20 protein-coding genes and 1 pseudogene are annotated in these 23,240 nt (G+C 46.7%); 8 read left to right on the top strand and 13 right to left on the bottom strand.

Translation table 11 applies throughout. The features are described from left to right. Positions 1-36: 36 nt before the first annotated feature. Complete coding sequence (locus AC1DU2_RS18165; protein WP_477385774.1) at positions 37-945, top strand: tyrosine-type recombinase/integrase; 909 nt, start codon at positions 37-39, stop codon at positions 943-945. Between the two features lie 658 nt (positions 946-1,603). On the opposite strand, the gene AC1DU2_RS18160 is transcribed toward AC1DU2_RS18165, so the two are convergent. Beyond that, positions 1,604-2,284 (bottom strand): hypothetical protein, encoded by a 681-nt coding sequence (locus tag AC1DU2_RS18160; protein WP_477385772.1) that lies wholly within the window; start codon positions 2,282-2,284, stop codon positions 1,604-1,606. Between the two features lie 88 nt (positions 2,285-2,372). Beyond that, positions 2,373-3,293, bottom strand: a complete 921-nt coding sequence (locus AC1DU2_RS18155; RefSeq protein WP_477385770.1) for a tyrosine-type recombinase/integrase — start codon at positions 3,291-3,293, stop codon at positions 2,373-2,375. A 351-nt stretch (positions 3,294-3,644) separates the two neighbouring features. On the opposite strand from AC1DU2_RS18155, the gene AC1DU2_RS18150 reads away from it, so the two are divergent. The 3 genes from AC1DU2_RS18150 to AC1DU2_RS18140 all read left to right on the top strand — a co-directional run bounded on the left by AC1DU2_RS18150 (position 3,645) and on the right by AC1DU2_RS18140 (position 4,760). After that, positions 3,645-3,902 (top strand): helix-turn-helix transcriptional regulator, encoded by a 258-nt coding sequence (locus tag AC1DU2_RS18150; RefSeq protein ID WP_477385768.1) that lies wholly within the window; start codon positions 3,645-3,647, stop codon positions 3,900-3,902. Positions 3,903-4,045: 143 nt separating this feature from the next. After that, positions 4,046-4,291 (top strand): hypothetical protein, encoded by a 246-nt coding sequence (locus AC1DU2_RS18145; RefSeq protein WP_477385766.1) that lies wholly within the window; start codon positions 4,046-4,048, stop codon positions 4,289-4,291. After that, positions 4,272-4,760, top strand: coding sequence for a hypothetical protein (locus AC1DU2_RS18140; RefSeq protein ID WP_477385764.1), 489 nt, complete (start codon positions 4,272-4,274; stop codon positions 4,758-4,760). The genes AC1DU2_RS18145 and AC1DU2_RS18140 overlap by 20 nt, the downstream gene beginning before the upstream one ends. Positions 4,761-4,805: 45 nt before the next feature. Here the strand turns inward: AC1DU2_RS18140 and AC1DU2_RS18135 are convergent, their stop codons facing one another. Continuing rightward, positions 4,806-5,531, bottom strand: a complete 726-nt coding sequence (locus tag AC1DU2_RS18135; RefSeq protein WP_477385762.1) for an HsdM family class I SAM-dependent methyltransferase — start codon at positions 5,529-5,531, stop codon at positions 4,806-4,808. Between the two features lie 126 nt (positions 5,532-5,657). Between AC1DU2_RS18135 and AC1DU2_RS18130 the strand changes: the two genes are divergently transcribed. Then, complete coding sequence (locus tag AC1DU2_RS18130) at positions 5,658-5,798, top strand: hypothetical protein (protein WP_477385760.1); 141 nt, start codon at positions 5,658-5,660, stop codon at positions 5,796-5,798. Then, positions 5,780-7,387: a recombinase family protein gene (locus AC1DU2_RS18125; protein WP_477385758.1), complete on the top strand. Its 1,608-nt coding sequence runs from the start codon at positions 5,780-5,782 to the stop codon at positions 7,385-7,387. Before AC1DU2_RS18130 ends, AC1DU2_RS18125 begins: the two co-directional genes overlap by 19 nt. Here AC1DU2_RS18125 and AC1DU2_RS18120 read toward each other — a convergent pair. The 9 genes and pseudogenes from AC1DU2_RS18120 to AC1DU2_RS18080 all read right to left on the bottom strand — a co-directional run. Further along, positions 7,341-8,414 (bottom strand): annotated as a pseudogene (locus tag AC1DU2_RS18120) (YifB family Mg chelatase-like AAA ATPase); the annotation flags it as partial. The gene AC1DU2_RS18125 and the pseudogene AC1DU2_RS18120 overlap by 47 nt on opposite strands. Positions 8,415-8,530: 116 nt before the next feature. After that, positions 8,531-9,184 carry a hypothetical protein gene (locus tag AC1DU2_RS18115; protein ID WP_477385756.1) on the bottom strand — a complete coding sequence of 218 codons (654 nt, stop codon included), beginning with the start codon at positions 9,182-9,184 and terminating at the stop codon, positions 8,531-8,533. A gap of 275 nt (positions 9,185-9,459) precedes the next feature. Continuing rightward, positions 9,460-9,849 (bottom strand): hypothetical protein, encoded by a 390-nt coding sequence (locus AC1DU2_RS18110; protein WP_477362594.1) that lies wholly within the window; start codon positions 9,847-9,849, stop codon positions 9,460-9,462. Positions 9,850-10,086: 237 nt separating this feature from the next. Next, positions 10,087-11,715 (bottom strand): carboxylesterase/lipase family protein, encoded by a 1,629-nt coding sequence (locus AC1DU2_RS18105; RefSeq protein ID WP_477385754.1) that lies wholly within the window; start codon positions 11,713-11,715, stop codon positions 10,087-10,089. 183 nt (positions 11,716-11,898) lie between these two features. Further along, the gene (locus AC1DU2_RS18100; protein ID WP_477385752.1) at positions 11,899-13,503 is read right to left on the bottom strand and encodes a M1 family metallopeptidase; all 1,605 of its coding nucleotides are present in this window, start codon (positions 13,501-13,503) and stop codon (positions 11,899-11,901) included. A gap of 88 nt (positions 13,504-13,591) precedes the next feature. Continuing rightward, a complete protein-coding gene (locus tag AC1DU2_RS18095; protein ID WP_477385750.1) occupies positions 13,592-14,530 on the bottom strand; it encodes a hypothetical protein in 939 nt (312 codons plus the stop codon). Positions 14,531-14,618: 88 nt separating this feature from the next. Beyond that, positions 14,619-15,389: a hypothetical protein gene (locus AC1DU2_RS18090; protein ID WP_477385748.1), complete on the bottom strand. Its 771-nt coding sequence runs from the start codon at positions 15,387-15,389 to the stop codon at positions 14,619-14,621. A gap of 289 nt (positions 15,390-15,678) precedes the next feature. Beyond that, positions 15,679-17,007 carry a signal recognition particle protein gene (gene ffh / locus AC1DU2_RS18085; RefSeq protein WP_477362604.1) on the bottom strand — a complete coding sequence of 443 codons (1,329 nt, stop codon included), beginning with the start codon at positions 17,005-17,007 and terminating at the stop codon, positions 15,679-15,681. A 202-nt stretch (positions 17,008-17,209) separates the two neighbouring features. Next, positions 17,210-18,232 carry a DUF3078 domain-containing protein gene (locus AC1DU2_RS18080; protein ID WP_477385746.1) on the bottom strand — a complete coding sequence of 341 codons (1,023 nt, stop codon included), beginning with the start codon at positions 18,230-18,232 and terminating at the stop codon, positions 17,210-17,212. 249 nt (positions 18,233-18,481) lie between these two features. On the opposite strand from AC1DU2_RS18080, the gene AC1DU2_RS18075 reads away from it, so the two are divergent. Beyond that, positions 18,482-19,261 (top strand): PhzF family phenazine biosynthesis protein, encoded by a 780-nt coding sequence (locus AC1DU2_RS18075; protein WP_477385744.1) that lies wholly within the window; start codon positions 18,482-18,484, stop codon positions 19,259-19,261. Between the two features lie 228 nt (positions 19,262-19,489). Further along, positions 19,490-20,440, top strand: a complete 951-nt coding sequence (locus tag AC1DU2_RS18070; RefSeq protein ID WP_477385742.1) for an NAD-dependent epimerase/dehydratase family protein — start codon at positions 19,490-19,492, stop codon at positions 20,438-20,440. Between the two features lie 185 nt (positions 20,441-20,625). Here AC1DU2_RS18070 and AC1DU2_RS18065 read toward each other — a convergent pair whose 3' ends face one another. Continuing rightward, a complete protein-coding gene (locus AC1DU2_RS18065) occupies positions 20,626-23,079 on the bottom strand; it encodes a TonB-dependent receptor (RefSeq protein WP_477385740.1) in 2,454 nt (817 codons plus the stop codon). Between the last annotated feature and the right edge of the window lie 161 nt (positions 23,080-23,240).

Below are 23,240 nucleotides of genomic sequence, written 5' to 3'. Positions count from 1 at the left end.
CTAACCCGAAACCGTTCACGCTGCCGCACACAACTTATGTATATCGACATACTCTCGCAGCAGTTCTGCCAGTACTCGCTCGCAATCAGGGGATACTCCCCCTATACCATTAGGCGTTACCGCACCTGCATCGCGTTCTTCTGCAGGGCGACGGGCGCGGTAACGCTCAGCGACGTCACCGACGCGTCGGTCCGCTCGTTTTTCTACTCCGGCCGCATCGACCGCGACTGGTCGACGAACACGTTCGCCATCTACCACAAGAGCCTGCTGGTGTTTTTCCGGTGGTGCGTAAAGCAGGGATACATGGAGCAGAATCCGGCCACGGACATAGAGATTCCAAAAAAGGAAAAGAAGCTGCCAAGAAAACTCACTAAGCAGGACGCGTTGCGGCTACTGGAACTGGTATACAACTACCCGTACGACTACAAGTTTCTGCGGTACCGGAATCACGCCATATTCTCGACGTTCGTGTATGCGGGACTGCGCAGACAGGAACTGCTCAACCTCAAGCTTACCGATGTCGATACCGACAACCTCACCATCTTCATCCGCCAGGGCAAAGGAAGCAAGGACAGAATACTGCCGATGAGCACCGTGCTGGCCCAGACGCTGAAGCGGTACAAGGACGAGCGAAAGCGCCTGCACAAGACCTGTCCCGAGTTCTTCTGCTCGCTTCGCGGCAGCCAGCCATTTACCGTTGACGGACTGCGGAAACTGATAAGCCAGCTCCGAACGTCGCTCACGCTGCACTTCAGCGCCCACACGCTCCGGCACACCTTCGCGACGCTCATGCTCGAGGGAGGGTGCGACATATTCAGCCTGTCGAAGATGATGGGACACAGCGACATCAAGACTACCACAATCTACCTTGCGGCCAGCGCCGATCATCTGAGGCTGCAAATGACGAAGCATCCGTTGAACTGCCCCTATGCTCTTAACGATTAAAGCGGACGTAAACCTCTAACATTTATTCATATCGAGTTAATGCAGACCAGTAACCGGCTTCAAACAAAGGCTTTCAACTAAGAGACAGGAAATTATTAAGTACCATTCTTACCTCTTTAGATTAATCTGCGAAAATCTATACGTAGCAAGTCTTACGAACAGCTATCGCTTTAGGTCGATTTCTTTGTCGTCGTAAATATTAAAAGAGATAAAGGCAGTCACTATTCAGCTATGCGCCTTTATGGTTATTAGGGGAATTTCGGAACTAATGCGTAGTGTAGCGCATCGATAACGAAACATTAGCATTGGCTTCAGGTTGACATTTTAACGATTAAGCTTTTTAAATAACTAATAAAAAAGGCCAGCACACAGCTGGCCTTTGGTTTCATTCAACCTTGCTTTAAGGGTTGCCAGATTTTATGCAATAACATAATATAATCTGGCGGATTCTCCGGGATGAGCCCGGATACTCAGGATACTTAAATGTCTTTAAATTTCGAATGTAGTAAGCTAATTTTATACGACACAGGTAATTAAGTCCTACAACCCCGGTACGATAACCGGTTTGCCCTTTTTCTACTTCTAGAATCTCTGTTGATTTCTTGCAAAGTGCTTATTCTCTTTAGAATACCATATTAGTTTAAATTTAACAACTGTATTAGTTTGACCAGAAAAATGAGTTTGCACCATATAGCTTAAACTTGTGATCTCTAGTAAGCCGATGGACCTGAAAATACGGTCTGACGTTACGTTCTGCGACTCCTTGATAAGCCATGAACTTACTCTTAGTAACTTGTAATCCCAAATTGAAATCAGCTATATTAAAAATTTGGCCCTGACTGTTGTTTGCAGAAATCACCGAAGAGCCTTTATTTGAACTTGAAATAAGGGTGGTGAAACCACTTGCCAACCATAACTCAGTAATAATAACCCAGTCATAATCCCACTCGATCTCTTTCCTCCTAATCTTATCAATTATCTCTTTTTTTAGACGCTCAACGGGCAACTGTTGGTGCCCCATCTCGAAGCCTTGAGTAACAACTGAACTGCTTTTTATAAAAGTAAATCGTGCATGACTTGGATTCTTTGCTGTCGCACTATGGAATTCGGTCGAAACAGCATTTTTCGAAGTAAATAACTCTGACATCATAGCTTGGGGGGCGACAGATGTCGCAGAAATATTTAGATCAGCGAGTGTAGTCGTCCACTCGAACTTTGCTTGGCGGCCGTGATAATAACCGATACTTCCTAAAGAAACGTTTTTGTTAAGTGGCCAGTTAGGAAATCTTCCCAATTCGTCCCTAGAGTTCCGGACGTAAATTTTGTCTATTGTTCCCATTTTGCAAATAATGATAATTAGGTTAATAAAGATCTAATATATTGATTTTTAGCATTTAAAGAAAATAATATTAATTTAATGTTACTTTTTAATTAACAGATATCTTGCTGATGTCGTCAAGCATATCTTCCGTCCTCATGGAGCGGGCGTATCGCATGGTCATGGCAATGTCGATATGCCCCATCATCTTCTGCACCTTGAACACGTTGACGTTAGCCTCGCAGAGCTTACACGCGAACGTATGACGGAATTGGTGAAGATGAAACCTGACGCCTGACTTGGCTATAAGGCTTTGCACCCAATGCTTTAGCCCGTGTCGGGTAAGGCCCGCATCTCCCTTGACGGAAACTATCAGATGCTCGGTTTTGAGGTGCCGACGCTCCTTCATGTAGTCTTTCATGTGCAGCACCAGCGTCGGGTGCATTTTCAATACGCGCGTCTTCTTTGACTTAGAAGTCTCGCCCCGGACGGTCAGCTCGCTTTTCAAGAGATCGATATCTTTCAGCTGCAGCGAAATAAGCTCGCCCTTGCGCAGCCCGCAAAACAGCAGGATGCTCACAATTGCAGTATCGCGCCGGATTATGAGCGGCCCGTTTGAGCACCTTACTATGGACGAGTATATCCTGTTGACCTCCTCGTTCTTGAGGCGGCGAAAGTCGTCATAGTTGGGCCGCGGGGCGCGAATGCCCTTTAGAGGGCTTTCCAGTATGTATCCGCGCTTGGCAAGCCAGGCGAAGAATACGTTTAGCTTGCACCACTGCGTCTTGATCGTCGACTTCTTGACCCCGACCCTCACCTTTTTCCCGACCATGCGGGGACGGGTCTCGATGCGCCGGAAGAACTCGTTGAGCATGTCGGGCGTCAGCGCAGCGGTGTCGGTGATTTCCGGCATGATCTTTTGGAACAGCGCGAACACGGCCGCGTACCCCCTCGTGGTCTCGGGCCGCAGCTTTCTCGAATATTTGCACTCGACGATAAAGTCGCCGAACAGTGTCGCGATGGGGTTCATGGAGACATTGTGGCGCAGCCACGCAAAAAAGATAAGAGAGGAAAACTCCTCCGGTAATGTCTCACATATTGCTAATAGTAATCCCCGTAGATGCACTCGCCGGGAAGGCATTGCGTGGAACAGTCCAATGTTCCCCCACCCGTTCAAATCGCTTGCCCAATTTGTTGTGGCCTCGGCGCTGATTCTCACACCTGTGTATTTCGTCATCGACGCGGCACTCACGCTGCTCGGCATGTAGCAACCGTCAGACCATCTGCAAGAGCGGTCTTTTTGTTTCCAAATCCACGCGCCTTCCTTTAGGAAAAATTTACCCCTCTTATGCCGAAATAAATTCGCTGGTATCCTTTGTGCATGGAAAAAGGAAATCGGCCTATTCCAAATACATTGCGACTGCACCGAAAGGCATTGGGGTACAGCAGAAAGCGCGCGGCGTCGCTGCTCGGACTTGAAAGCACCCGTCCGCTTGCTTCTTGGGAGAAGGGAGCATCCCTTCCCAGTACGGTATACCTCTTCAAGCTGTGCATTCTTCTCAAGAGAACGCCGCGGGAACTGTACACAGTACTGACCTACTCGCTGCGCGAGGAAATGCAGGCGAAGGAATTTGAATAAACATGTCCTTTACCCGTGTCCGATACGCGCATCAATGCCGCTCGTCGCGGAAGGCACCCCTATCGGGGACCGAAATGTAAAAAAAATCGAGCGATCGACCGATTAACATTAGCAGCAAATTATAACCACAAACTTTACGTCCAATGAACAGCTACTATACCGAAAGTGAGATTGCCCTGGCAAACGAGATCGCGGACCGACTCAACGATCCCGCGTACCTGAGCCAGTTCCTGGGGTTCACCAAGGCCGTCCCGCACGAACTGCTCCGGCGGTTCCTGGAGAGCGCCTGCGCGTATCCCGAACACAAGATTACCAGCTCGCGGGCGGCGATCTTCGTCAACAACGTGAATAAGTACATGCGATTCGGCAATGGTGGTGCTCGGGATTAGCCTCGGCAGCAGGCTGTCGGGGGTCGCGGTGCTCGACAACGGCAGGCTCGTTGCCTGGAACACGCACTCGTTCAAGGACGCGTGGTCGGAGCAAAAGGCCGGGGAGATCGCGGGCGTATACGAGCGGTACGTCAGGACGCACAGCGTTACCGCCGTCGTCATCAAGGTTCCTCCGCTTAGCCACTTCACCGACACGCTGTTCGCGATCCTCGAGCGCATGCAGGAATTCGTCGTCACCCACGGGTGCATGGTGCAAATAAGGACGCAGAAGGACGTCAAGGCTGAGCTTCCCGACATCCGCAACAAGAAAGATCTCATGCTCCACGCCGTCGCGACCTATCCCGAACTGAGCGGCGTTCGCGAGCGCGAGCTCGCCAGCCGCAACAAGAAGTACCACACCAAGATGTTCGAGGCCGTGATCGTCGCCTATCTGGCACACGTGCACGGCACGCCTGCACCAAAGGAATAGCGACCATAACGAACGGCCCATGACGGGCCGTTTTATATTTCCATATTAAAATAATGTACCCTGTACGCCGGGTACAATCGGCGAGGACGACGGATCAAACGGCTCCGAAAATCCCTGCGGCGACGTCGTCGGCCCGGGCCGAAGCCAAATATAACTTTCTTCAGGATCGGTGAACTCCCGGTAGTAGGGATAGTGGTAGCCGTGGCGGAGGACCGTTTCGGCCTTGTACCCGGTATAGAAGGCGTTGGAGAGCGAATCCATGTGGGCGATCTCGCCAGCAAGCGAGTTCAGCAGCATGTTCACCAGCGCCATCTTGCAGCACAGCGGATCGATGTCAGCACCATAGAATCGGCGGTGCCTGTTGACTTTTGCCGCCATTAGCAGCATCCGGCCCGATCCGCAGGCGGGATCGAGGACCCGTTCGCTTGCCTGCTCTTCGCCCTCTGCCGTCAGTCTCGCAAGTAGTTCGGCGACGGGATCGGGGGTGAAGAACTGGCCGTTGTGCCCCTTCGATATGAGCAGCTCGTAGAGAACGCCCAGCGGGTCGCGGAATCCCTCGGCCAGCTCGCCGATCTCCGTCATCAGCGGCACGAGCAGCTCCCTTTTGGGATGTTCGGTCAGCCTGGCGAGGGCATCCTGCTGCCCCTCGGCGGTATCGTGCATCTTGAGGGGAAGGAGGACAAAGTCGAGCATGTCGCCGAAGGCCGCCGAATAGTTCTGCCGGTGCGCGTACTGCTCAAACAGCTTTACAAGGTTGTTGGTGTCTTTCATTGTTTCTTTTTGAAACAGTATTGCACGGCCCGCTTGAAGCGAAAGGGAGGCCGTGCTATCGGCCAACCATCGGTGCCGCCTCCCTGACGCATCCGGTCCCCCTCCGCTACACTGAAAGAAAAAGTAATGAATGTTCCCAAAATCAAGACAGAAAAACTGCTGCTGTTCATCGGCGGCGCGACGGTGTGGCTAGCACTCGCGTACATGCTCGTCACCATAGCAGCCGACCTCGCAGGACGGCTTGCCCGATGGCTGTGCGCGCCGTGAATGCAAAATACCCCTCGGGGTATTTTTTCCAAGGCGGCAAACCGCTACCTTTAGTCAACCCTATTCTTTCACAATCAAATTCTACAAAAAAAATGGAAACGAAACGCGTAGGCATCTTCATCCGCGTGAGCACGGACATGCAGGTGCAGGACGAGAGCCCGGAGCACCACGAGCAGCGCGCCCGCTGGTACGTCAGCTCCAAGGACGGGTGGCAAATTATTGAGGTGTACCGCCTTGATGCGGTGAGCGGCAAGTCCGTCATGCAGCAGCCCGAAACAAAGCGGATGCTTGCGGACATCAGAAGCGGCCATATCACCGGCCTGGTGTTCTCGAAGCTTGCACGTCTCGCCCGGAACACCAAGGAACTATTGGAATTCGCCGAGATCTTCCGCGCGTGCGGTGCCGACCTGATTTCCCTTTCGGAAAGCATCGACACCAGCACCCCGGCGGGCCGCCTTTTCTACACCATGATCGCCGCGATGGCGCAGTGGGAGCGCGAGGAAATCGCCAGCCGCGTCGCGGCCTCCGTGCCGGTACGCGCCCGCATGGGCAAGCCGCTTGGCGGCCAGGCGTCCTTTGGCTATCGGTGGCAAGGCAATGAGTTGGTGATTGACGAGGCAGAGGCACCAGTGCGGAAATTGATGTACGAATTGTTTGTGAAGCACCAACGCAAGCTCACCACCGCCAAGGCGCTCAACGACGCGGGCTACAGGACCCGCAACGGCTCAACATTCACCCGCCAGACGATCATGCGGTTATTGCGCGACAGCGCAGCCAAGGGCGAGCGCCGCGCCAACTACACCAAAAGCCGGGGGGATGGCAAGGCCTGGTCGATCAAGCCGCAGTCCGAATGGATCATCCTGCCCTGTCCGGCAATCGTCTCAAGGGAGCTGTGGGACGAGTGCAATGCCATTCTCGACATGCAGGAGGGGCTGCAAAGGCCCAAGGGCCCCAAGGCCGTGTACCTCCTGTCGGGCTTCGTCCGCTGCGCCTGCGGCAACACGATGTACGTGTATCACAACTCGAAAACGTACGTCTGCAAGAAGTGCAAGAACCGCATCACGGTTGCCGACCTCGACGAGATATACCAAAGCTATCTGCGGGACTATCTAAGCGGCATCAACCATGCAACCTATGTGGAGGCCACCGACCAGGAACTGCAAGAAAAGAAAAGCCTGCTCGAAACACTGAAAAAAGACCGCGCAAAGCTCTCTAAGCAGGCCGACGACATGCTTGCGATGCGCCTGAACGGCGAAATGAGCAAGGAGCTGTTTGCCGAGAAGTTCAGGCCGGTCGAGGAGCGTATTTTGCAAATGGACGCGCGGCGGCCGGAACTGCAGGCCGAAATCGACGTGCGCACCATCCAGGCGATGTCAAGCGAAATCGTAGTGTCAGAAATCAAAACGCTGTATGACCAATGGGCGCAACTGCCGTTTGAGCAGAAGCGCGGCATCGTTGAAACGATCACCAAGGCGATTGAAATTGACAAGGAAGATATCACGATAACGCTGGCCTATGCTCCCTCTATCCCGCTAAACGCGGAGAATAGTGTACGGTCGAACATGGGTTCATACTGGCCACCAACATAAAGCTCGATGGATAATCAACGGTAAACTTTGCCCTTGAGATGGTTACGCGGCGTTCTTCAAGCGGCTGGCGCATTACTTCCAGGGCGCTGCGTTTAAATTCGGGTAATTCATCCAGGAACAAAACACCATTGTGGGCAAGCGAAATTTCGCCGGGGGCTGGATTGCTTCCGCCGCCTACAAGGGCCACATCTGATATTGTATGGTGCGGGCTCCTGAAGGGCCTAATAGTAACCAACGCATCGGCAGCGGCAAGCTTACCTGCAACGGAATGAATTTTGGTGGTTTCTAATGCTTCGTATAAACTTAGCGGTGGCAAAATGGATGGCAACCTGCGGGCCAGCATGGTTTTACCGGCTCCCGGCGGACCAATCAGGATCACGTTATGGCCACCCGCAGCTGCAATTTCCAGCGCGCGTTTGATGTTTTCCTGTCCTCGCACTTCGCTAAAGTCGCTGTCATAGTTGCACAGGCTGTCGTAAAATTCCTCGCGGGTGTTTACAATTACAGGTTCAAGCTTTACATCGCCATTAAAAAAGCCCACAACCTCTTTAATGCTTTCAACACCATAAACTTGCAGGTCATTTACAATGGCGGCCTCGCGGGCGTTTTGTTTGGGGAGGATAAAGCCCTTAAAGCCATCTTTACGGGCTTGTATGGCTATTGGCAATGCACCTTTGATGGGTTGCAAGCTGCCATCAAGCGATAGCTCGCCCATAATGATATACTTATCCAGTTCCTCGGTATCTAACTGGCCCGAGGCAGCTAACACGGCGGTAGCAATGGTGAGATCATATGACGAGCCTTCTTTTTTGATATCGGCCGGGGCCATATTTACCACTACCTGCTGCCGCGGCATCCTGAAATTGCAATTTTTTAGTGCCGAATCAATACGGAAATAACTTTCTTTAATAGCCACATCCGGTAGGCCCACAATAAAATATTTGGTACCTGCCGCTATATTTACCTCAACTGTAATGGTGATAGCCTGTATCCCATAAACCGCACTGCCAAAAGTTTTAACTAACACGATGATAAAGTTTGTTCAAAGCGTAAGATAAAAATTTTTAAGTATCGCAAGATAAAAGGAACATAAAAATGTGCCTAAAACAAAAACGGCGCCTTATGGGCGCCGCTGTTAAATACTTATGACCGTTGTTTATACGTATCAAAATCGCTGGCAAAATCTTTCAGGATGTTGTACCAGGAATGTGCCCAGTAGTTACGGAAGCCAAAACCACGGCTGTTTCCGGTTTTATAAACGGTAAATAATACCGTTTTATCGTTCATGTTTACAAAGGTTACCCAGGCGCCCGCCTCGTGTGTTGCTTTATTCATGCCTTCAACAAACAGCATCATGCCCAAACCTTTCTGGCCCTGGAAATCGTAATTCTTTACCAAATCAACAATGTCTTTTTCTTTGAGGGTGCTAAAGTCGCTTGGCTTCTCGGTAAAAAAGTTTTTGGTGATGGCGTTATTCACAGCTTCGGTCACTTTAAAAGCAAAGTGTACACTATCGCGGTGCGAGGCACGGGGCACGTTGTATGTTTTTGGCTCGGTTATAAACAGGTTTGCCCAGGCCGGGATAAATTTACCTACAAACTCGGAGTTCAATAGTTCGCCTGATGCCTTATATGCCGCTTCAGAGCCAATAAATCTTGCCTGCGAAAAGTCCATCCCCAACCAGGTAACCGGTACTTTAGGATTAAACACATCGGCTTTGGTTTGTGCCAGGGCAACATTTACCGAGGTGCAGATAATTAGGGCAATAAAACAGCTAAATTTTGTGATCACTTTCATGGTTATGGTATGCTTTATATTACCTGCTATTGTTAAGTCAACAGTACTAAGTCGTAAGTCTAAAGTTGAATTTCTTCTTTTTTGGCTTAGAGCTTAAAACTCTGGACTAAAGACTATCCGTCAATTTATCGCCGACACGACACCAGTACCACCGGCAGGTGATGCAAAATAACGCACAATTCATGTAATTAGCATAATTATAAAATAACCTGGCTGTTAAATTTTTGTTGCCATGTGCACAACCAGGTCAAAATGAGGCTAATATTTTTGAAAGATTAAAACGCATTTACAAACAGGAAAAACACACAGGATACCACGGCATAAGCCATCAGCATAATTGACCATGCTTTTTGGTTGTTTTTGCTCAGTTTTTCAAATGCAATATTCCATTTTTTAAACCGGCCGTTGTTTAGCAGTATAAAGTAATTAAGCAACAGTGCACCCGAGGCAGCCAAAAGCATTACGGTTGCGGTTACCTGGTTAATATTAAACCATTTTTGATGCAGGCAAAGCTGGGTAAACATCAGCAGGTTGGTTAGCAAAAGGATTAACAGGAAACTAACGCCAAAAAGCGAGTTAAATTTGGGAAGGCCACCTTGTCCGAAATTTCTGGCGTTCCATCTGTAAGCGGTTACATAAATGGATTTAATTGCTGCTGTGTTCATGATGTTAATGGTTTAAAGGTTAATAGTTGGTAGTTAAACGAGCCATTGGAATGGATTGTTTGGTTGATAACGCAAACTGCAAAATTATATTATGCAAAAATTCCAAATTTTTCAAGATCGCCATATAAAAATTTGCACGCACTGCTAATTTAAATATGCCGGGATGGCGCTTTCTTGCGGGTAAACAAAAACGGCCACCAAAAGGCAGCCGTTTTTGTTTATTAATGTTGCAGATTTTTATTTTGCCGAAGCCATTTGAAGCAAGGCAGCGTCATGATGGTATTTTACTTCGGCTTTGTTATCAAATAACATAGCCGCGCCGCTTTGGGCGGTATAAGCTGGCCAGTTGGGTAAGCCTTTGGCATTTGGGTTGCCGGTATGGGCAAAATTTATCCAGGCCTGGCTCATTTTATTGGCTAAGGTATAGGCATCCTTACCTCCACCTGTCATTTCTTCGCAGCGTTTAATGTTATCAAACTCAAAACAGATATCTATACAGTGGATGGATTTAAACATGCCATCGGCCACTGGCGATTGCCAGGTAAACATATACATGTAAACCGGGGCCGCGCCTGTTACTGCCGATTTTGCATTGGCCTGGCGGATAACACCCGGCCTGAAGGTTGCCAAATCAATATCCAGGTAATCGGATGGTTTTACAGTACCCGGGTAGGCTTTTAAAACCTCGGCCATGTAGGCATCTGTTTTATCGGCATATTTTTTTTGCAGGTAGCTTTTAACATCGTCCATGCTAAAGTTACGGATAGCCGGATTGATCAGCGAGGCCATAAATTCGGTTTTGGTTGAGCCTACCAGTAAGGGAATGTTTTTTGATAGTTGGGCAGCAGCGGGGTCATTCAGCTGGTAAGGCAAAAACACGCCGTCGTTAACAGGCTCCCAGCCAAGGCCAAAACCGGCAACAGGCTTGCCTTCGGCTTTTAGTTGCTGGGCAACTTTAGGTAAAGCTTTTTTTGCGGCGGCGCTTAGGCGCTCATATGATATGGTTTGTAACGAATCTGCCTGGTTTGGCTGCAGGTTCAATACTTCCAGCATAGCCGCGCCAATTCTTTTTGATACATCGTTATCCATAAATTTTGACTGGTAACTGCCGCTTTGCACAATAGCTTTATGGAACAAGCCTTTTGCTGATGGTGCCGCCATTAAGGTAGTAACCTTGCCACCACCGCCCGACTGGCCAAAAATGGTTACATTATCCGGATCGCCGCCAAAGCTGGCTATATTTTGTTTTACCCATTGCAAGGCGGCCACAATATCAATCATACCCACATTGGCCGATGATTTATATTTATCACCATAGGCTGATAGGTTTAAAAAGCCCAACAGGTTTAAGCGATGGTTAATGGACACTACAACAACATCACCTTTTTTACTCAGGTTTTCGCCATCATAGGACGGCAGTTCAATAGCCGAACCGGCTGCAAAACCGCCGCCATGCAGCCAAACCATTACAGGGCGTTTCTTTTGGTCGTTAATACCTGGCGTCCAAACGTTAAGTTTCAGGCAATCATCGTTCATATAGCCCCAGTTGTGCTGAAAGCCAAACTCGATAGGGTCGGTAACGGTAGTGGTCGGGTCGATAGGGCAAACAGCGCCGTATACCAGCGATGCGCGAACACCCTGCCACGGGGCCGGCTTTTCGGGCGCCATAAAACGTTTGGCGGTTGCATAAGGGATACCTTTGTAATTAAAGGTACCGTTGTGGATGTACCCGCGTACCTGCCCGGCATCGGTGCTGGTTACGGCTACGTTTTMGCCGGCAATAATGGCATCGCTGCTTTGGCTGTAGCCAAATAATGGCAGCAGGCAAATGGCCATTAAAGCCCAAAATGTTGAGTTTTTATTCATGGTTATCTGGTTTAATATAATTGGTTTATGGATTATCCGGGGGCTGAATAACGTATACCATTACCATGATTTTTGGGACGATATGCCCATAATTATCATTGTGTAGGTATTACACAATGATAATTATAAAATTTTATAAATCAATAAGGCTGTTGATTTATTTAGCAGATAGTCACAAGCTTATTACTTTTGCACAGTAATACCTTCAAGGCTAAAAGATGCAAGTAAATTAATGTTAGGGTCAATTATCACCTTGACATCGCCGGCAGTCACGGATACTTTAAGTCCGGTTTCCTTATTTTTAATATTCATGGTGTAGGACTTACCATTAACAGTAAACTCCAACGGGAAATCGTAAAGCCATGCCTGTTTTTGCGTTACCGATATTTCTACAACAGAACTATTTGCGCGTTGTGCCCATGTTATCTTTAAATCCGGATGGCCGGCAGTCCGTAGCCATTGTTTAAAAAATGGTTTTAGGTTTTGGCCGCTGGCTTTTTCCATCACAGCACATAGGTCGGCAGTATTGGCGTTACGTCCGTTGTACATGGTGTAATAATTACTTACCCCTTTCCAAAATATAACGTCCCCGAGTTTGCGCCTCAGCATATGCAGTACCCATCCGCCTTTCTGGTAACTGTTGGCGTTTAGCAATTGCATGTATTTATCTTTTACAGCTGTATCAACAACGGGGCTCAGCCTTTTCTTTTCAAAATCAATAACGGTTTGCCTGTCCTCTATTAGCCGCTTTTTTAAGGTATCGGCACCGTATTTATTCTCGAGGTACAGGTTGGTCATGTAAGTGGCAAAACCTTCGCTTAACCATAAGTGGGCAAAGTTTTTTTCGCTTGCGCCGTCGCCAAACCATTGGTGGGCTATTTCATGCGCCATTAACTCTTCTATGCCCTTGCTGGTAACCGACTCTTCGAAATAAAATATCGCGCTTGCATTTTCCATTCCGCCAAATATCGTTTTGGATTGTACGTTGGCCAGTTTCTCATAACTGTACGGGCCAACCTTTTTGATGAAAAACGGCAATATATCTTTTGCAATAGCATAGTTTTTAAAACCGGCCTCCTTGTTTTCGGGAAACACATAGGTATAAACCGGGATACCGCTTACATCGCCGGGATGGTCAATGGCAAATTCGGCAACGCCAATAACCATTACTTTGGTAGGCAGCACCACGTTTTCCTGCCAATGAGTAAGCTTTAGGTGATTATCCAATGCTTTCTCTTCCAGTTGTAAACCGTTGGCCACCACCTGGTAATGATCTGGAGCGGTTACTTCAAAGTCGACGGTTGCTTTATCGGCCGGGTCGTCAACACAGGGAAGCCAGTTATGTGCCCGGTTTGGCCAGTTATCGCCAAAAAAAGTGCGGTGGCCAAAGTTGTTGGTAGATATGATCAATCCATCGGCAGGTATACCTTCGTAGCTAATTATAAAGTTGTGCCTGCTGGGGGCTTTAACCTGCGTGTATATTTTAACAATATCGCTATCCTGTTCAAATTTAAGGCTTTTGCCATTTTCGGTTACTGCTGATACAGTCATCCCTTTGCCACCGGCATTCTTTTTTACCAGGTTCAGGCTAAAGGAGGCAGCATCCTTTATAAATTTTATGGCTACGGTGGCCTCGCCTTTTATATTGTTATTGTCGTCATTAAGCTGTAATGCAAAATTGTAGTGCTGCACATCAATAGCCGAGCCGGGAACCTGGGCATGGGCAGATAACGCAAAAAAGGCAAAAGCTACAGGAAATAGTTTTTTATAGTAGAGGATTGAACGCATACAAAACGGTTTAAATGCGAAGTTTATAAAAAACTACAGCATTTAAACCATATGTTAATATTTTTACGTGAGAAAAAACGCAATTATATTAAAAAGTTACACTGGCACCAGCCGAGAACAAAAAGTAAAGTCCGTTTTTTGACGTATTGCTCACATAATCAACCTGGTTAAATGGTTTTATGAGGTATGGTGTAAAAACTATCTGCACTTTGTTTATAACGTAGGTAACCGGCATCGATCCGCTAAAGGCAAGCAGCTGGTATTTTCTTACTTCCTTTTGATTTTCCTGGGTTACGGTTTGGGTAATAATGGTTTGCTTGGGCTGATTAGGGAACAGGATATTGATAGGCGTTTGCTTTTGTGGCGACTCTACCGACCGGGTTACTTGCGACTCGGTATAATAGGTTTGGTAAAACGATTGTGTACCGGCATACAATGACGCTGTCGGCGTAAACTTAAGTCCATTTAATTTGGTAGCCCCGGTTTTAACCGCAAATATTTCCTTCGATAATTCGGCTGTATTGATGATGTCATTCTTGTTGTTTTTATCAAAACGGTAACTGCCGCCGATGCTAAGTTTTACAATATTATCGGGGTTGGCGTACAATGAACCATCAATGGTAGCGTTAAAAGACGATAAGATGATAGGGCTGCTACCGGTGATAAAAAATTTGGTAGCCGATATGGTACCGCCGTAATACTTTTTACTATCAAACCCAAAAACGTAACCCGGCGTAACACTCAGCCCCTCGGCACCCGATTTTGACCCGTTTAAATCAAAATAACCTATTGCGCTCAGGAAAAACCCATGCTTGCTCACTAGTGTTAGCGATGGTAATAACAATGGCACACTGCTTTCATCGCGGCGGCCGGCGTAGGTTAGGTTAGACATGTATTGTAGCCCGGCATTTACAAATAGCTCCTTTACTTGTGGCTTTTTTGCCGTATCGGTAACGGTTTGTTGTGCAAATGAGGCAGTGCAGCTGCCCATCATTATAAGCAGCGCGGTAAGTTTAAGTTTTTTCATGAAGTATTTGACGTACGTGGCCTATGTTTTAAATCAACAAAAGGGCCGCTAACGGCCCTTTTGCTAATTACATTGCTATAATTTAATGTTACTGTTTAGCAGCGCTCACTTTAGTTGAACTGCTGCCCGATGCACTAACTGTTGCGCTTTTTTTACCTGCTTTTACTGTGGTTGCAGATGAGCCACTGTGTGATAAGCTTGCTTTGGTGGTTTTTGAAGTTGTAGCTGCACTACCAGAGGTATTTAAACTCCCGGTGCTGCTAACACTAACGTTTTTCCTGGCAGTTATAGCCTTTTTACCTACTGCAGAGGCTGTATTAACCGAAGCGGTTTTAGCTGCGGTAGCTTTTGCGGCAACATCGTTGGCCTTAGCGCTAACATCGGCCGATGCGTTGCTTGCGGCATTTTTTGATGCTGTAAATGCGCTACCTGCGGCTGTTGTAGCCTTATCTGCCGATACTGAGCCATTTACGTTACCCGAACCTGCAAGGTTTGCAGCAGTATTTGCGTTATTCACTGCAACATCGGCATTTGTTGCTGCAGCGGTGTTAACAGTTCCGCTTACATTGGCTGCCTGGCTTGCGGCTGTTTGCGATTGCACGGCTGCCGCTGTGGTTGCTGCCTGGGTTTGGGCTGCAGTACGCGCCGCTGCATTTTGCGCCTGTGCGGCTGCCTGGTTTGTGATATTGGTAGTAGTTGCTGCTGCTTTTTGAGCTACAGTAGCTGCGTTAACAGATGGTAATGCTGTTTGGGTAACAATTTTTGTTGCTGTTGCTGCACCTACGTTAACCTGTGCAATGCTTGACTTTGCCGCGAAAAAAGCTGCTGTAAATAATACTGATTTAACTAAAGTTTTCATAATATCTATCTATTAAATTGATGGTTTACATGCCGGGTTATTAACCCGGCACCATGACATTGCGTAGACAAATGGTATGCCATTGACCAATTAAAACCGGAATAGATTAAATAACTTGTGCTTTTGTATAGAAAAAAATACACAAAACAAATATCAGATGACCAGATATCAAGAGTTGGGAGACATATAACCATGCCACGAATACAACATCCTGGTTAAATGACAAAGCCCATCGTAAATCACCATGGGCTTTGTTGCATTTTAAAATGCCCTTGTGGGGCCAATAGTTTTACATTTTTGGCATGCGGCGCATCATGCTGGCCATGGCGGCGGGGTTGCTCATTTGTTTCATTACCTTTTTCATGTCGTCAAACTGCTTCATTAACCGGTTTACTTCGGTTAAATCGGTTCCGGAACCTTTGGCTATACGGTTACGACGGCTTTGATTAATAGTTTCGGGGTTTGATTTTTCAAACGGGGTCATTGACTGGATGATGGCCTCGATAGCTTTAAAAGCGTTATCATCAACTTCAACATCCTTCATCATTTTGCCTACGCCCGGAATCATGCCCATCAGATCCTTCATGTTACCCATTTTTTTGATCTGTTGTATCTGGCTGTAAAAATCGTTAAAATCAAATTTGTTTTTGCGGATCTTCTTTTGCAGTTCGGCAGCTTCCTTCTCGTCAAACTGCTGCTGAGCGCGCTCAACCAACGAAACCACGTCGCCCATGCCCAGGATACGGGATGCCATACGATCGGGGTGGAAAACATCAAGTGCTTCCATCTTTTCGCCGGTACCTATAAACTTAATGGGTTTATTTACAACCGATTTAATAGATAAGGCTGCACCACCGCGGGTATCGCCATCAAGCTTGGTTAATACTACGCCGGTAAAATCAAGCCTGTCATTAAACACCTTAGCGGTATTTACGGCATCCTGACCTGTCATCGAGTCAACTACAAATAATATCTCGTGTGGTTTTACCGCTCTTTTCACCTGCTCAATCTCCACCATCATGGCTTCATCAATAGCCAGGCGGCCGGCGGTATCAATAATCACTATATTATGGCCATTTTGTTTGGCCAGGGCAATACCCTCCAACGCAATAGCAACAGGATCTTTCGATTCGCGGTTTGAATATACCGGTACGCCAATTTGCTGGCCTAATACCTCCAGCTGATCAATAGCCGCGGGGCGGTAAATATCATCGGCAACCAGTAAAGGTTTTTTATTTTTTTGTGTTTTAAGATAATTGGCCAGCTTGCCGGTAAAGGTTGTTTTACCCGCACCGTTTAAGCCCGCAATCAGGATAATGGTTGGCGAAGCCTTTATTTCCAGTTCGGCAGTGGTGCCGCCCATAAGCTCGGTAAGCTCATCGTTCATGAGCTTGGTAAGCAACTGGCCTGGCGAAATGGCTGTTAGTACATTATTACCCAGCGCTTTTTGCCTTACATCATCAGTAAATGCTTTGGCGGTTTTATAGTTTACGTCGGCATCAAGAAGGGCCTTGCGGATTTCCTTCATGGTTTCGGCCACGTTTATCTCAGTAATAGTTCCTTGCCCCTTCAGTACCTTAAAGGCCCTGTCGAGTTTATCCGAAAGATTTTCAAACATTGTAATATCCCAGTTTTGAGGTTACAAAGGTATGATTTTGAAAGTTAATTTTAAGACAGATGTATATGCCGTTTTCCGTCTGGCAAAATCAACAAAAAAGCTGTGGTTTTTTTAATAAGATAAAACAAACCCACAGCTATCCAATTTTCACCAATGACCAATGACCAATGACCAATGACCAATGACCAATGACCAATGACTATTACGGGAATCTGTACAACATCCCCAGCGCCAAACCTTCTGTAGCCTGCGCATCTTTTGAGGTATGCTGATCATATAACAGCGTACCATTGATGGTAACATTGATTAAACGGTTTACCCGGGCCGATAATACAGCATCAACGCGGTGTGTAACATATTTAAGCGACTGCCCATAAGGGATAAACAATGCATAGCGTGTATTCAGGTGGATATTTTTCATCAAATCCTTATCAAACAGCGCTACCATTTGAAATGCTAAATCGTTTTTAACAGTTTTGTTAGTATCTACACCGTAATTATCGGTTTGAAAGCGGCGGATACTTTTATCTAAAACAAACGTTTGCCTTGCGGTACCGGTACCTAAACGTAAATCAAAGTAAGGGGCTGGCTTATACTCCAAACCCAACGACTCGGTTAAATAGCCCGGAGCCATAAAGTTCGAGATCTGTTGGGCATCAAAACGCCCGTTGCCCTGGTCAACATAGTTAAAGCCCTTGTCAAACTGCGACTCAAACGTCAGCGCGCCGAAAAGGTACCAGTGTTTAGATAATTGCGAGGCTACCTTATTATCAAAGTAAATCCTGTCGTTGGTTTTACGTTTGCCCTGGCCTTTGTTTTTGGCAACGCCATAAGTAAGGTTAAGCTCAGATACGTAGCTAAAAGGAGCGTTGTTATACTCGGTATGGTATATAAAGTTTGTACCCAGCGCTACCGAGTTTACACCACCGGCGCTATAGTTGCTGGTAAAGGCCGACTGGCTAAAATTCAGCCCAAAAGTTACCGCCTTTTTCCAGTGGATAACCTTATAATCCAACATACTAACAGGCAATTGCTCGCGTATTATCTGGATTGGCCTAACCCTGGTGGGGATGGAATTTGGGCGTGAATTGAGGCGTAACTTGTTAAGCTGCGCGGTATCAATTTTAACGGTGTCCTTTTTCAGCGAATCGGTTTGCTGGGCGCTTACCGATGTGCTGCAGGCTATCGATGCTAATAAAAGCAGGGCAAGTCTGGTTTTTAACATAAAAACAAAATAAAGCAAAAAAGTTTAAAGTAGTATCAAGTCGTCAGTATCAAGTATCAAGATTTTTGGAAACCGTATTAGGCAGCGGGTATCAGGTGTCATGATTTTTGAGGAGCTTGCAGCAAGTAGTTGTCTTCTCCATGTATAATTTTTTTTAATTGCTACTGTTTGTTCCTTGTTACCAAACCATTAAAAGATGTTAATTTTACACCCGAAGCTGTCTTCTTGATACTAAGCAGCAAACAAAAAATGAAACTTTATCAGATTGACGCTTTTACTGATACTTTGTTTGGCGGTAACCCGGCCTGCGTGGTGCCGCTTACGGATTGGCCGGCTGATGAGGTACTGCTGAAAATTACACAGGAAAACGCCGTTGCCGAAACCGCTTTTTTTATTGATCGCGGCGATCATTTTCACCTGCGCTGGTTTACGCCCGAGATTGAGATGGACCTGTGTGGGCATGCAACGCTGGCTGCCGCGCACGCCATTATTACTATTTTAAATTACCCAACAGATAAAATTATTTTCTGCACCCTGAGCGGCGAGTTAATAGTGACCGTAAAAAATGGGATATATACGCTTGATTTTCCGTCGAGAAAGCCTGCCCCCGCAGTATTACCTGAGCTGATTAGCCAGTCATTAAGCATCCAGCCAAAAGAGGTACTTAAGGCAAGGGACTACGTGCTGGTTTATGAAAGCGAAGCCGATGTGCGCAACATAACCCTGAACCGGCAGCTGTTTGACCAGGTAAATCTTGATCCCGGTGGCGTGGTAGTTACAGCAAAAGGCGATCACTGCGATTTTGTATCGCGTTTTTTTACACCCCAGGCCCTTATCCTTGAAGACCCGGTAACCGGATCGGCACACTGTTCGCTCATTCCGTTTTGGGCCGAAAGGTTAAATAAAAAAGAGATGGAGGCGTTGCAACTATCGGCCCGGCTTGGCAAATTGTTTTGCATTGACCAGGGCGACAGGGTATTGATATGCGGCACTGCCCGCACCTACTCCATCGGCGAAATTTTGATGTAACAGCATGGGGCCACAGCGAGCTGGAATCTCGACTTGTTTTTACTACGTTAAGGGCAGTATCTCGACTTTTTTGATTCGGACTTTCAGCTGCTGTCTTGATACTTGATACTTGCGACTTAATACTTGCCCTAGCAGCCTGGTACTATTTTGATCAATCGTTTGCGTAAACAGCTTAAGTAAGGGTTAATTTTTCAGGCAAATTCCTACATTTGCCAAAACTAAAAGTTGATGACTGAAAAAATTTTAGTGATTGGTGCCAATGGTCAAATTGGTACCGAATTGGTTATGGCATTACGCGGCATCCACGGTGCCGAAAATGTAATCGCCTCCGATATTAACGATCCTACCTATGCCATCCGCAACAGCGGCCCCTTCGAAATTGTAAATGTGCTTGATAAGCATAACCTGCACCACATATTTGATAAACACCGCCCAACCCAGGTTTACCTGCTGGCTGCCATACTATCGGCCGTAGGCGAAAAAAAACCAAAAATGGCCTGGGATTTAAACATGACGGGGCTTATCCATGTGCTTGATTTTGCTGTAGAGTTTAAAACTGCCAAAGTGTTTTGGCCAAGCTCTATTGCTGTTTTTGGTCCACACTCGCCGCAGTACAATACGCCTCAGTATTGTGTAATGGATCCCAACACGGTATATGGCTTTAGCAAACTGGCCGGCGAACGCTGGTGCGAGTATTATTTTGAAAAATATGGTGTTGATGTACGCAGCATCCGTTACCCCGGCCTTATCGGCTGGAAGGCATCGCCCGGCGGTGGCACCACCGATTATGCCGTTCACATATTTCACGAAGCATTAAAGAATGGTAAATACGAAAGCTTCCTTTCGGCCGAAACCGCGCTGCCAATGATGTATATGGAAGATGCCATAAGGGCTACCATCAGCCTCATGGATGCACCGGCAGAGCAAATTAAAATCCGCTCGTCATACAACCTGGCCGGCATCAGCTTTACGCCAACACAACTGGCCGAAGAAATTAAAAAGCATATCCCGGCGTTCGAGATAAGCTATACAGATATCGACCCACGCCAGGCCATTGCCGATAGCTGGCCCAAATCAATTGACGACAGCAGCGCGCAGCAAGACTGGGGCTGGAAACTGGAATACGACCTGCCCAAAATGACCGCCGATATGCTGGACAATTTGAAGCGGGTGCTGTAAGGGGAAAGGTTAAAGGTATTCGCGCAAAGACGCAGAGTCGCAAAGTGATTTGCTGATTTTTTCTTAGCGTCTCGGTGTCTTTACGCGAAAGTAAAACTTTAATTTTTCTTAACTCAATAGCATTATAAAAACCCTGAGGGACCAAAGGAATCACATCTTCCCAAATTCAAAAACACCCCATTCAATTAATGCGCCCGCCCTTGTTCGCTCTCGGCGCCGCCGGTATCTCGCTTTTGAGGGGTGTTAGTTAATTTACCAAAACTATAGGTAAATGCCAGCGTGGCTACCCTGGTATCTAAAAAGTTATGGAAGGTGGCATTGGCGCCCACAATATTGGTAATGGTGCCGCTTGGCCTGAAGGTGTGGAAAATATCGCGCACATTTAACTTAATTGATCCCTTATTATTCAATATTTTTTTCTGGATAGCCGCGTTAAGCATGCCTTTAGGCAGTATAACAAACTGGCCGTAAGTGCCCCCGTTATCATAAAAGCCACTTAGTTCGGCACTCCAGGTTTTGGATAAGGTGAACTGGTTGTTGCCATTGCCCGAAAATGTGTATTGCGATTGATTAAGGTACCCGGTGTAAAACGCCCCCTGGTAAGTATTTTTATAAACCTCGGCATATAAGTTAACCGACCACCATTTGGCCGGCTGAAAGTTGCTATTGGCAGACAGGTTGATTGTTTTCTGTCGCCCTATGTTGCCCTGGGTGCTGATGAATACGTTGTTGCTGTTGTGAATGGTTTCGCCCTGAACATCGGTGGTATAATTATAGGCAAGCGCAACTGTAAACAAACTCCTGAAACTATACGCCAGTTTATAATTATCAGTAAACTGTGATTTTAAGAAAGGGTTACCCGAAAAATAAGTAAACTTATCTACAAAAAAGGTAAAGGGATTTAAGCTTCCGTAGCTGGGCCTTCCAATGCGGCGGCCGTACGACATAACCAGTACATTATGGCCGGCTGTATCCAGGTTGTATGAAAAATAAGCAGTTGGGAACAGGTTGGTATAATGTTTAACAAACGATGAATCGGCCTTTTGGGCATTTCCCAGCTGATGGCCCGATCCATTGGTATTCTCCAGCCGCAAGCCGGTTTGTAATGAAAACCGGCCCAGGGTTTTGTTGAAATTAACATAGCCTGCATTGATGTTTTCTTTATATAAAAACCGGTTGGTATTGTTGTAGTCAATAGTGCTTACATTATCAACCACGTTAAAATAATTGGCAGCGTTATCTGTGCTCACATAGCTGCTTTTAACCCCGGCCTCCAGCTTGGCTTTGCCCTTAAGCGGATGGGCGTAATCGGCCTTTGCCGAGTAAATGTTGATGGTGGATGGCAAATTATCAGTTAGCGTTTGCGAATTTGTTAACGTGCCATCGGGTAAAAAAGTGTTGTTTACAAACAGCTGGTTGCTGCCGGCGGCATCGTGAATATAATCCAGGTCGAATGTAAGTGTACGGCCAGTGCTATCAAATTTATGGGTATAATTCAGGTTTATACCCTTGCTGTCAAACTTATTGGTAGATGTATTCAGCGTATTTATGGTCGAATCCAGCCCGCCATCTTTGTTGTATAACAAGCTGTATACCGGGCTGCTGTCATGATCATGCGATATATTGCCGGTAAATACCACGCCCCATGTAGTTTTTGGCGACGAATAAAAGTCCATTCCGGCTTTAATATTGGTGTTGTTACCGGAGGGCCTGAAATAGGAGATGTCTTTTAACGAAGAGGTTCTATCTCCATTAGCATCAAAATAATCGCGGTCAATTTCCAGCCGTCTGAATGTTTTTTGCTTGTTGTAAGCAAGGTTGGCGAAAATATTAATTTTGTCAACACGGTAATTCAAGTTGATGCTCTCGTCTGTCCGGCCATAAAAACCGAGCGCATAATTGGCCGAAACCACTGCATTAAATCCCCTGGTGGTATTTTTTTTTGTTTTTATATTAATTACGCCTGCATTTCCTGCGGCATCATACTTGGCTGGCGGGTTATCCATCAGCTCTATCTGGTCTAATGACGATGACGGTAACGAGCGCAGGTAAGTTGCCAGGTTTGCGGCCGAAAGATAGGTTGGTTTATCATCAATCATCACCATTACGCCGCTTTTTCCCTTAAAAGTAATATTGCCATCGGCATCAACCTGTACGCCTGGTGTTTTTGCCAATACTTCCAAAGCATTGGCGCCGGTGTTTGATATCAACGCCCCAACATTAACTACAGTGCGGTCTATTTTTTGTTGCACATACGATTTTTTGGCCGTTATGGCCACCTCATTTAACTTTTTGCCGGCCAGCGATAAAATAAACGGGGGTAAATTAACCGGCTTTTGCTGGCTTACAACCACTGGACTGCTTTGGTAAGTTTTATAGCCAATATAAGTAGCCTTAATAAGGTAGGTATTATCCTTTACGTTTTTAAATACGAAGCCACCGTCCGGGTTAACAAGCTGTGTACCTACCACGCTTGAATCTTTTGCAGCAAGTAAAATAACGGTTGCGCCATCAAGTGGTTTCTTAGTATCATCTAAAACAATACCCGAAATTTTACCGCTGTTGGTTTGCGCCTGGGCAACATTAAAAAGTAACAGCATGAATAAGGGCAACAGAAATACGCGTATCAGTTTCATCATGACTATAAGACATGGGCTGCGCTATTATCGTTACATCATTTTATACTTTATTTAGATGGGTGGCGGGTATCTCCTATGCCCCGGTTATCAGGTTAAAGGCGAAAGGATAAAGGTTTTAATCGTATTTTTGCATACGTATTAAAACAGTATTATATTCGCTG

The sequence above is a fragment of the Mucilaginibacter sp. P4_C11 genome (assembly GCF_056402115.1).
The sequence above is the reverse complement of the archived record's forward strand: the minus strand, read 5'-3'. Positions and strand labels throughout refer to the sequence as shown.

What these genes read in the sequence shown, in the direction of transcription:
- AC1DU2_RS18110 (WP_477362594.1), bottom strand. Translation starts at nt 9,849, where the DNA reads ATGAACACAGCAGCAATTAAATCCATTTATGTAACCGCTTACAGATGG.
- ffh (WP_477362604.1), bottom strand. Translation starts at nt 17,007, where the DNA reads ATGTTTGAAAATCTTTCGGATAAACTCGACAGGGCCTTTAAGGTACTG.
- AC1DU2_RS18140 (WP_477385764.1), top strand. Translation starts at nt 4,272, where the DNA reads ATGGTGGTGCTCGGGATTAGCCTCGGCAGCAGGCTGTCGGGGGTCGCG.
- AC1DU2_RS18090 (WP_477385748.1), bottom strand. Translation starts at nt 15,389, where the DNA reads ATGAAAACTTTAGTTAAATCAGTATTATTTACAGCAGCTTTTTTCGCG.
- AC1DU2_RS18145 (WP_477385766.1), top strand. Translation starts at nt 4,046, where the DNA reads ATGAACAGCTACTATACCGAAAGTGAGATTGCCCTGGCAAACGAGATC.
- AC1DU2_RS18160 (WP_477385772.1), bottom strand. Translation starts at nt 2,284, where the DNA reads ATGGGAACAATAGACAAAATTTACGTCCGGAACTCTAGGGACGAATTG.
- AC1DU2_RS18130 (WP_477385760.1), top strand. Translation starts at nt 5,658, where the DNA reads ATGAATGTTCCCAAAATCAAGACAGAAAAACTGCTGCTGTTCATCGGC.
- AC1DU2_RS18080 (WP_477385746.1), bottom strand. Translation starts at nt 18,232, where the DNA reads ATGTTAAAAACCAGACTTGCCCTGCTTTTATTAGCATCGATAGCCTGC.
- AC1DU2_RS18095 (WP_477385750.1), bottom strand. Translation starts at nt 14,530, where the DNA reads ATGAAAAAACTTAAACTTACCGCGCTGCTTATAATGATGGGCAGCTGC.
- AC1DU2_RS18125 (WP_477385758.1), top strand. Translation starts at nt 5,780, where the DNA reads ATGGCTGTGCGCGCCGTGAATGCAAAATACCCCTCGGGGTATTTTTTC.
- AC1DU2_RS18070 (WP_477385742.1), top strand. Translation starts at nt 19,490, where the DNA reads ATGACTGAAAAAATTTTAGTGATTGGTGCCAATGGTCAAATTGGTACC.
- AC1DU2_RS18115 (WP_477385756.1), bottom strand. Translation starts at nt 9,184, where the DNA reads ATGAAAGTGATCACAAAATTTAGCTGTTTTATTGCCCTAATTATCTGC.
- AC1DU2_RS18135 (WP_477385762.1), bottom strand. Translation starts at nt 5,531, where the DNA reads ATGAAAGACACCAACAACCTTGTAAAGCTGTTTGAGCAGTACGCGCAC.
- AC1DU2_RS18075 (WP_477385744.1), top strand. Translation starts at nt 18,482, where the DNA reads ATGAAACTTTATCAGATTGACGCTTTTACTGATACTTTGTTTGGCGGT.
- AC1DU2_RS18100 (WP_477385752.1), bottom strand. Translation starts at nt 13,503, where the DNA reads ATGCGTTCAATCCTCTACTATAAAAAACTATTTCCTGTAGCTTTTGCC.
- AC1DU2_RS18155 (WP_477385770.1), bottom strand. Translation starts at nt 3,293, where the DNA reads ATGAACCCCATCGCGACACTGTTCGGCGACTTTATCGTCGAGTGCAAA.
- AC1DU2_RS18165 (WP_477385774.1), top strand. Translation starts at nt 37, where the DNA reads ATGTATATCGACATACTCTCGCAGCAGTTCTGCCAGTACTCGCTCGCA.
- AC1DU2_RS18150 (WP_477385768.1), top strand. Translation starts at nt 3,645, where the DNA reads ATGGAAAAAGGAAATCGGCCTATTCCAAATACATTGCGACTGCACCGA.
- AC1DU2_RS18065 (WP_477385740.1), bottom strand. Translation starts at nt 23,079, where the DNA reads ATGATGAAACTGATACGCGTATTTCTGTTGCCCTTATTCATGCTGTTA.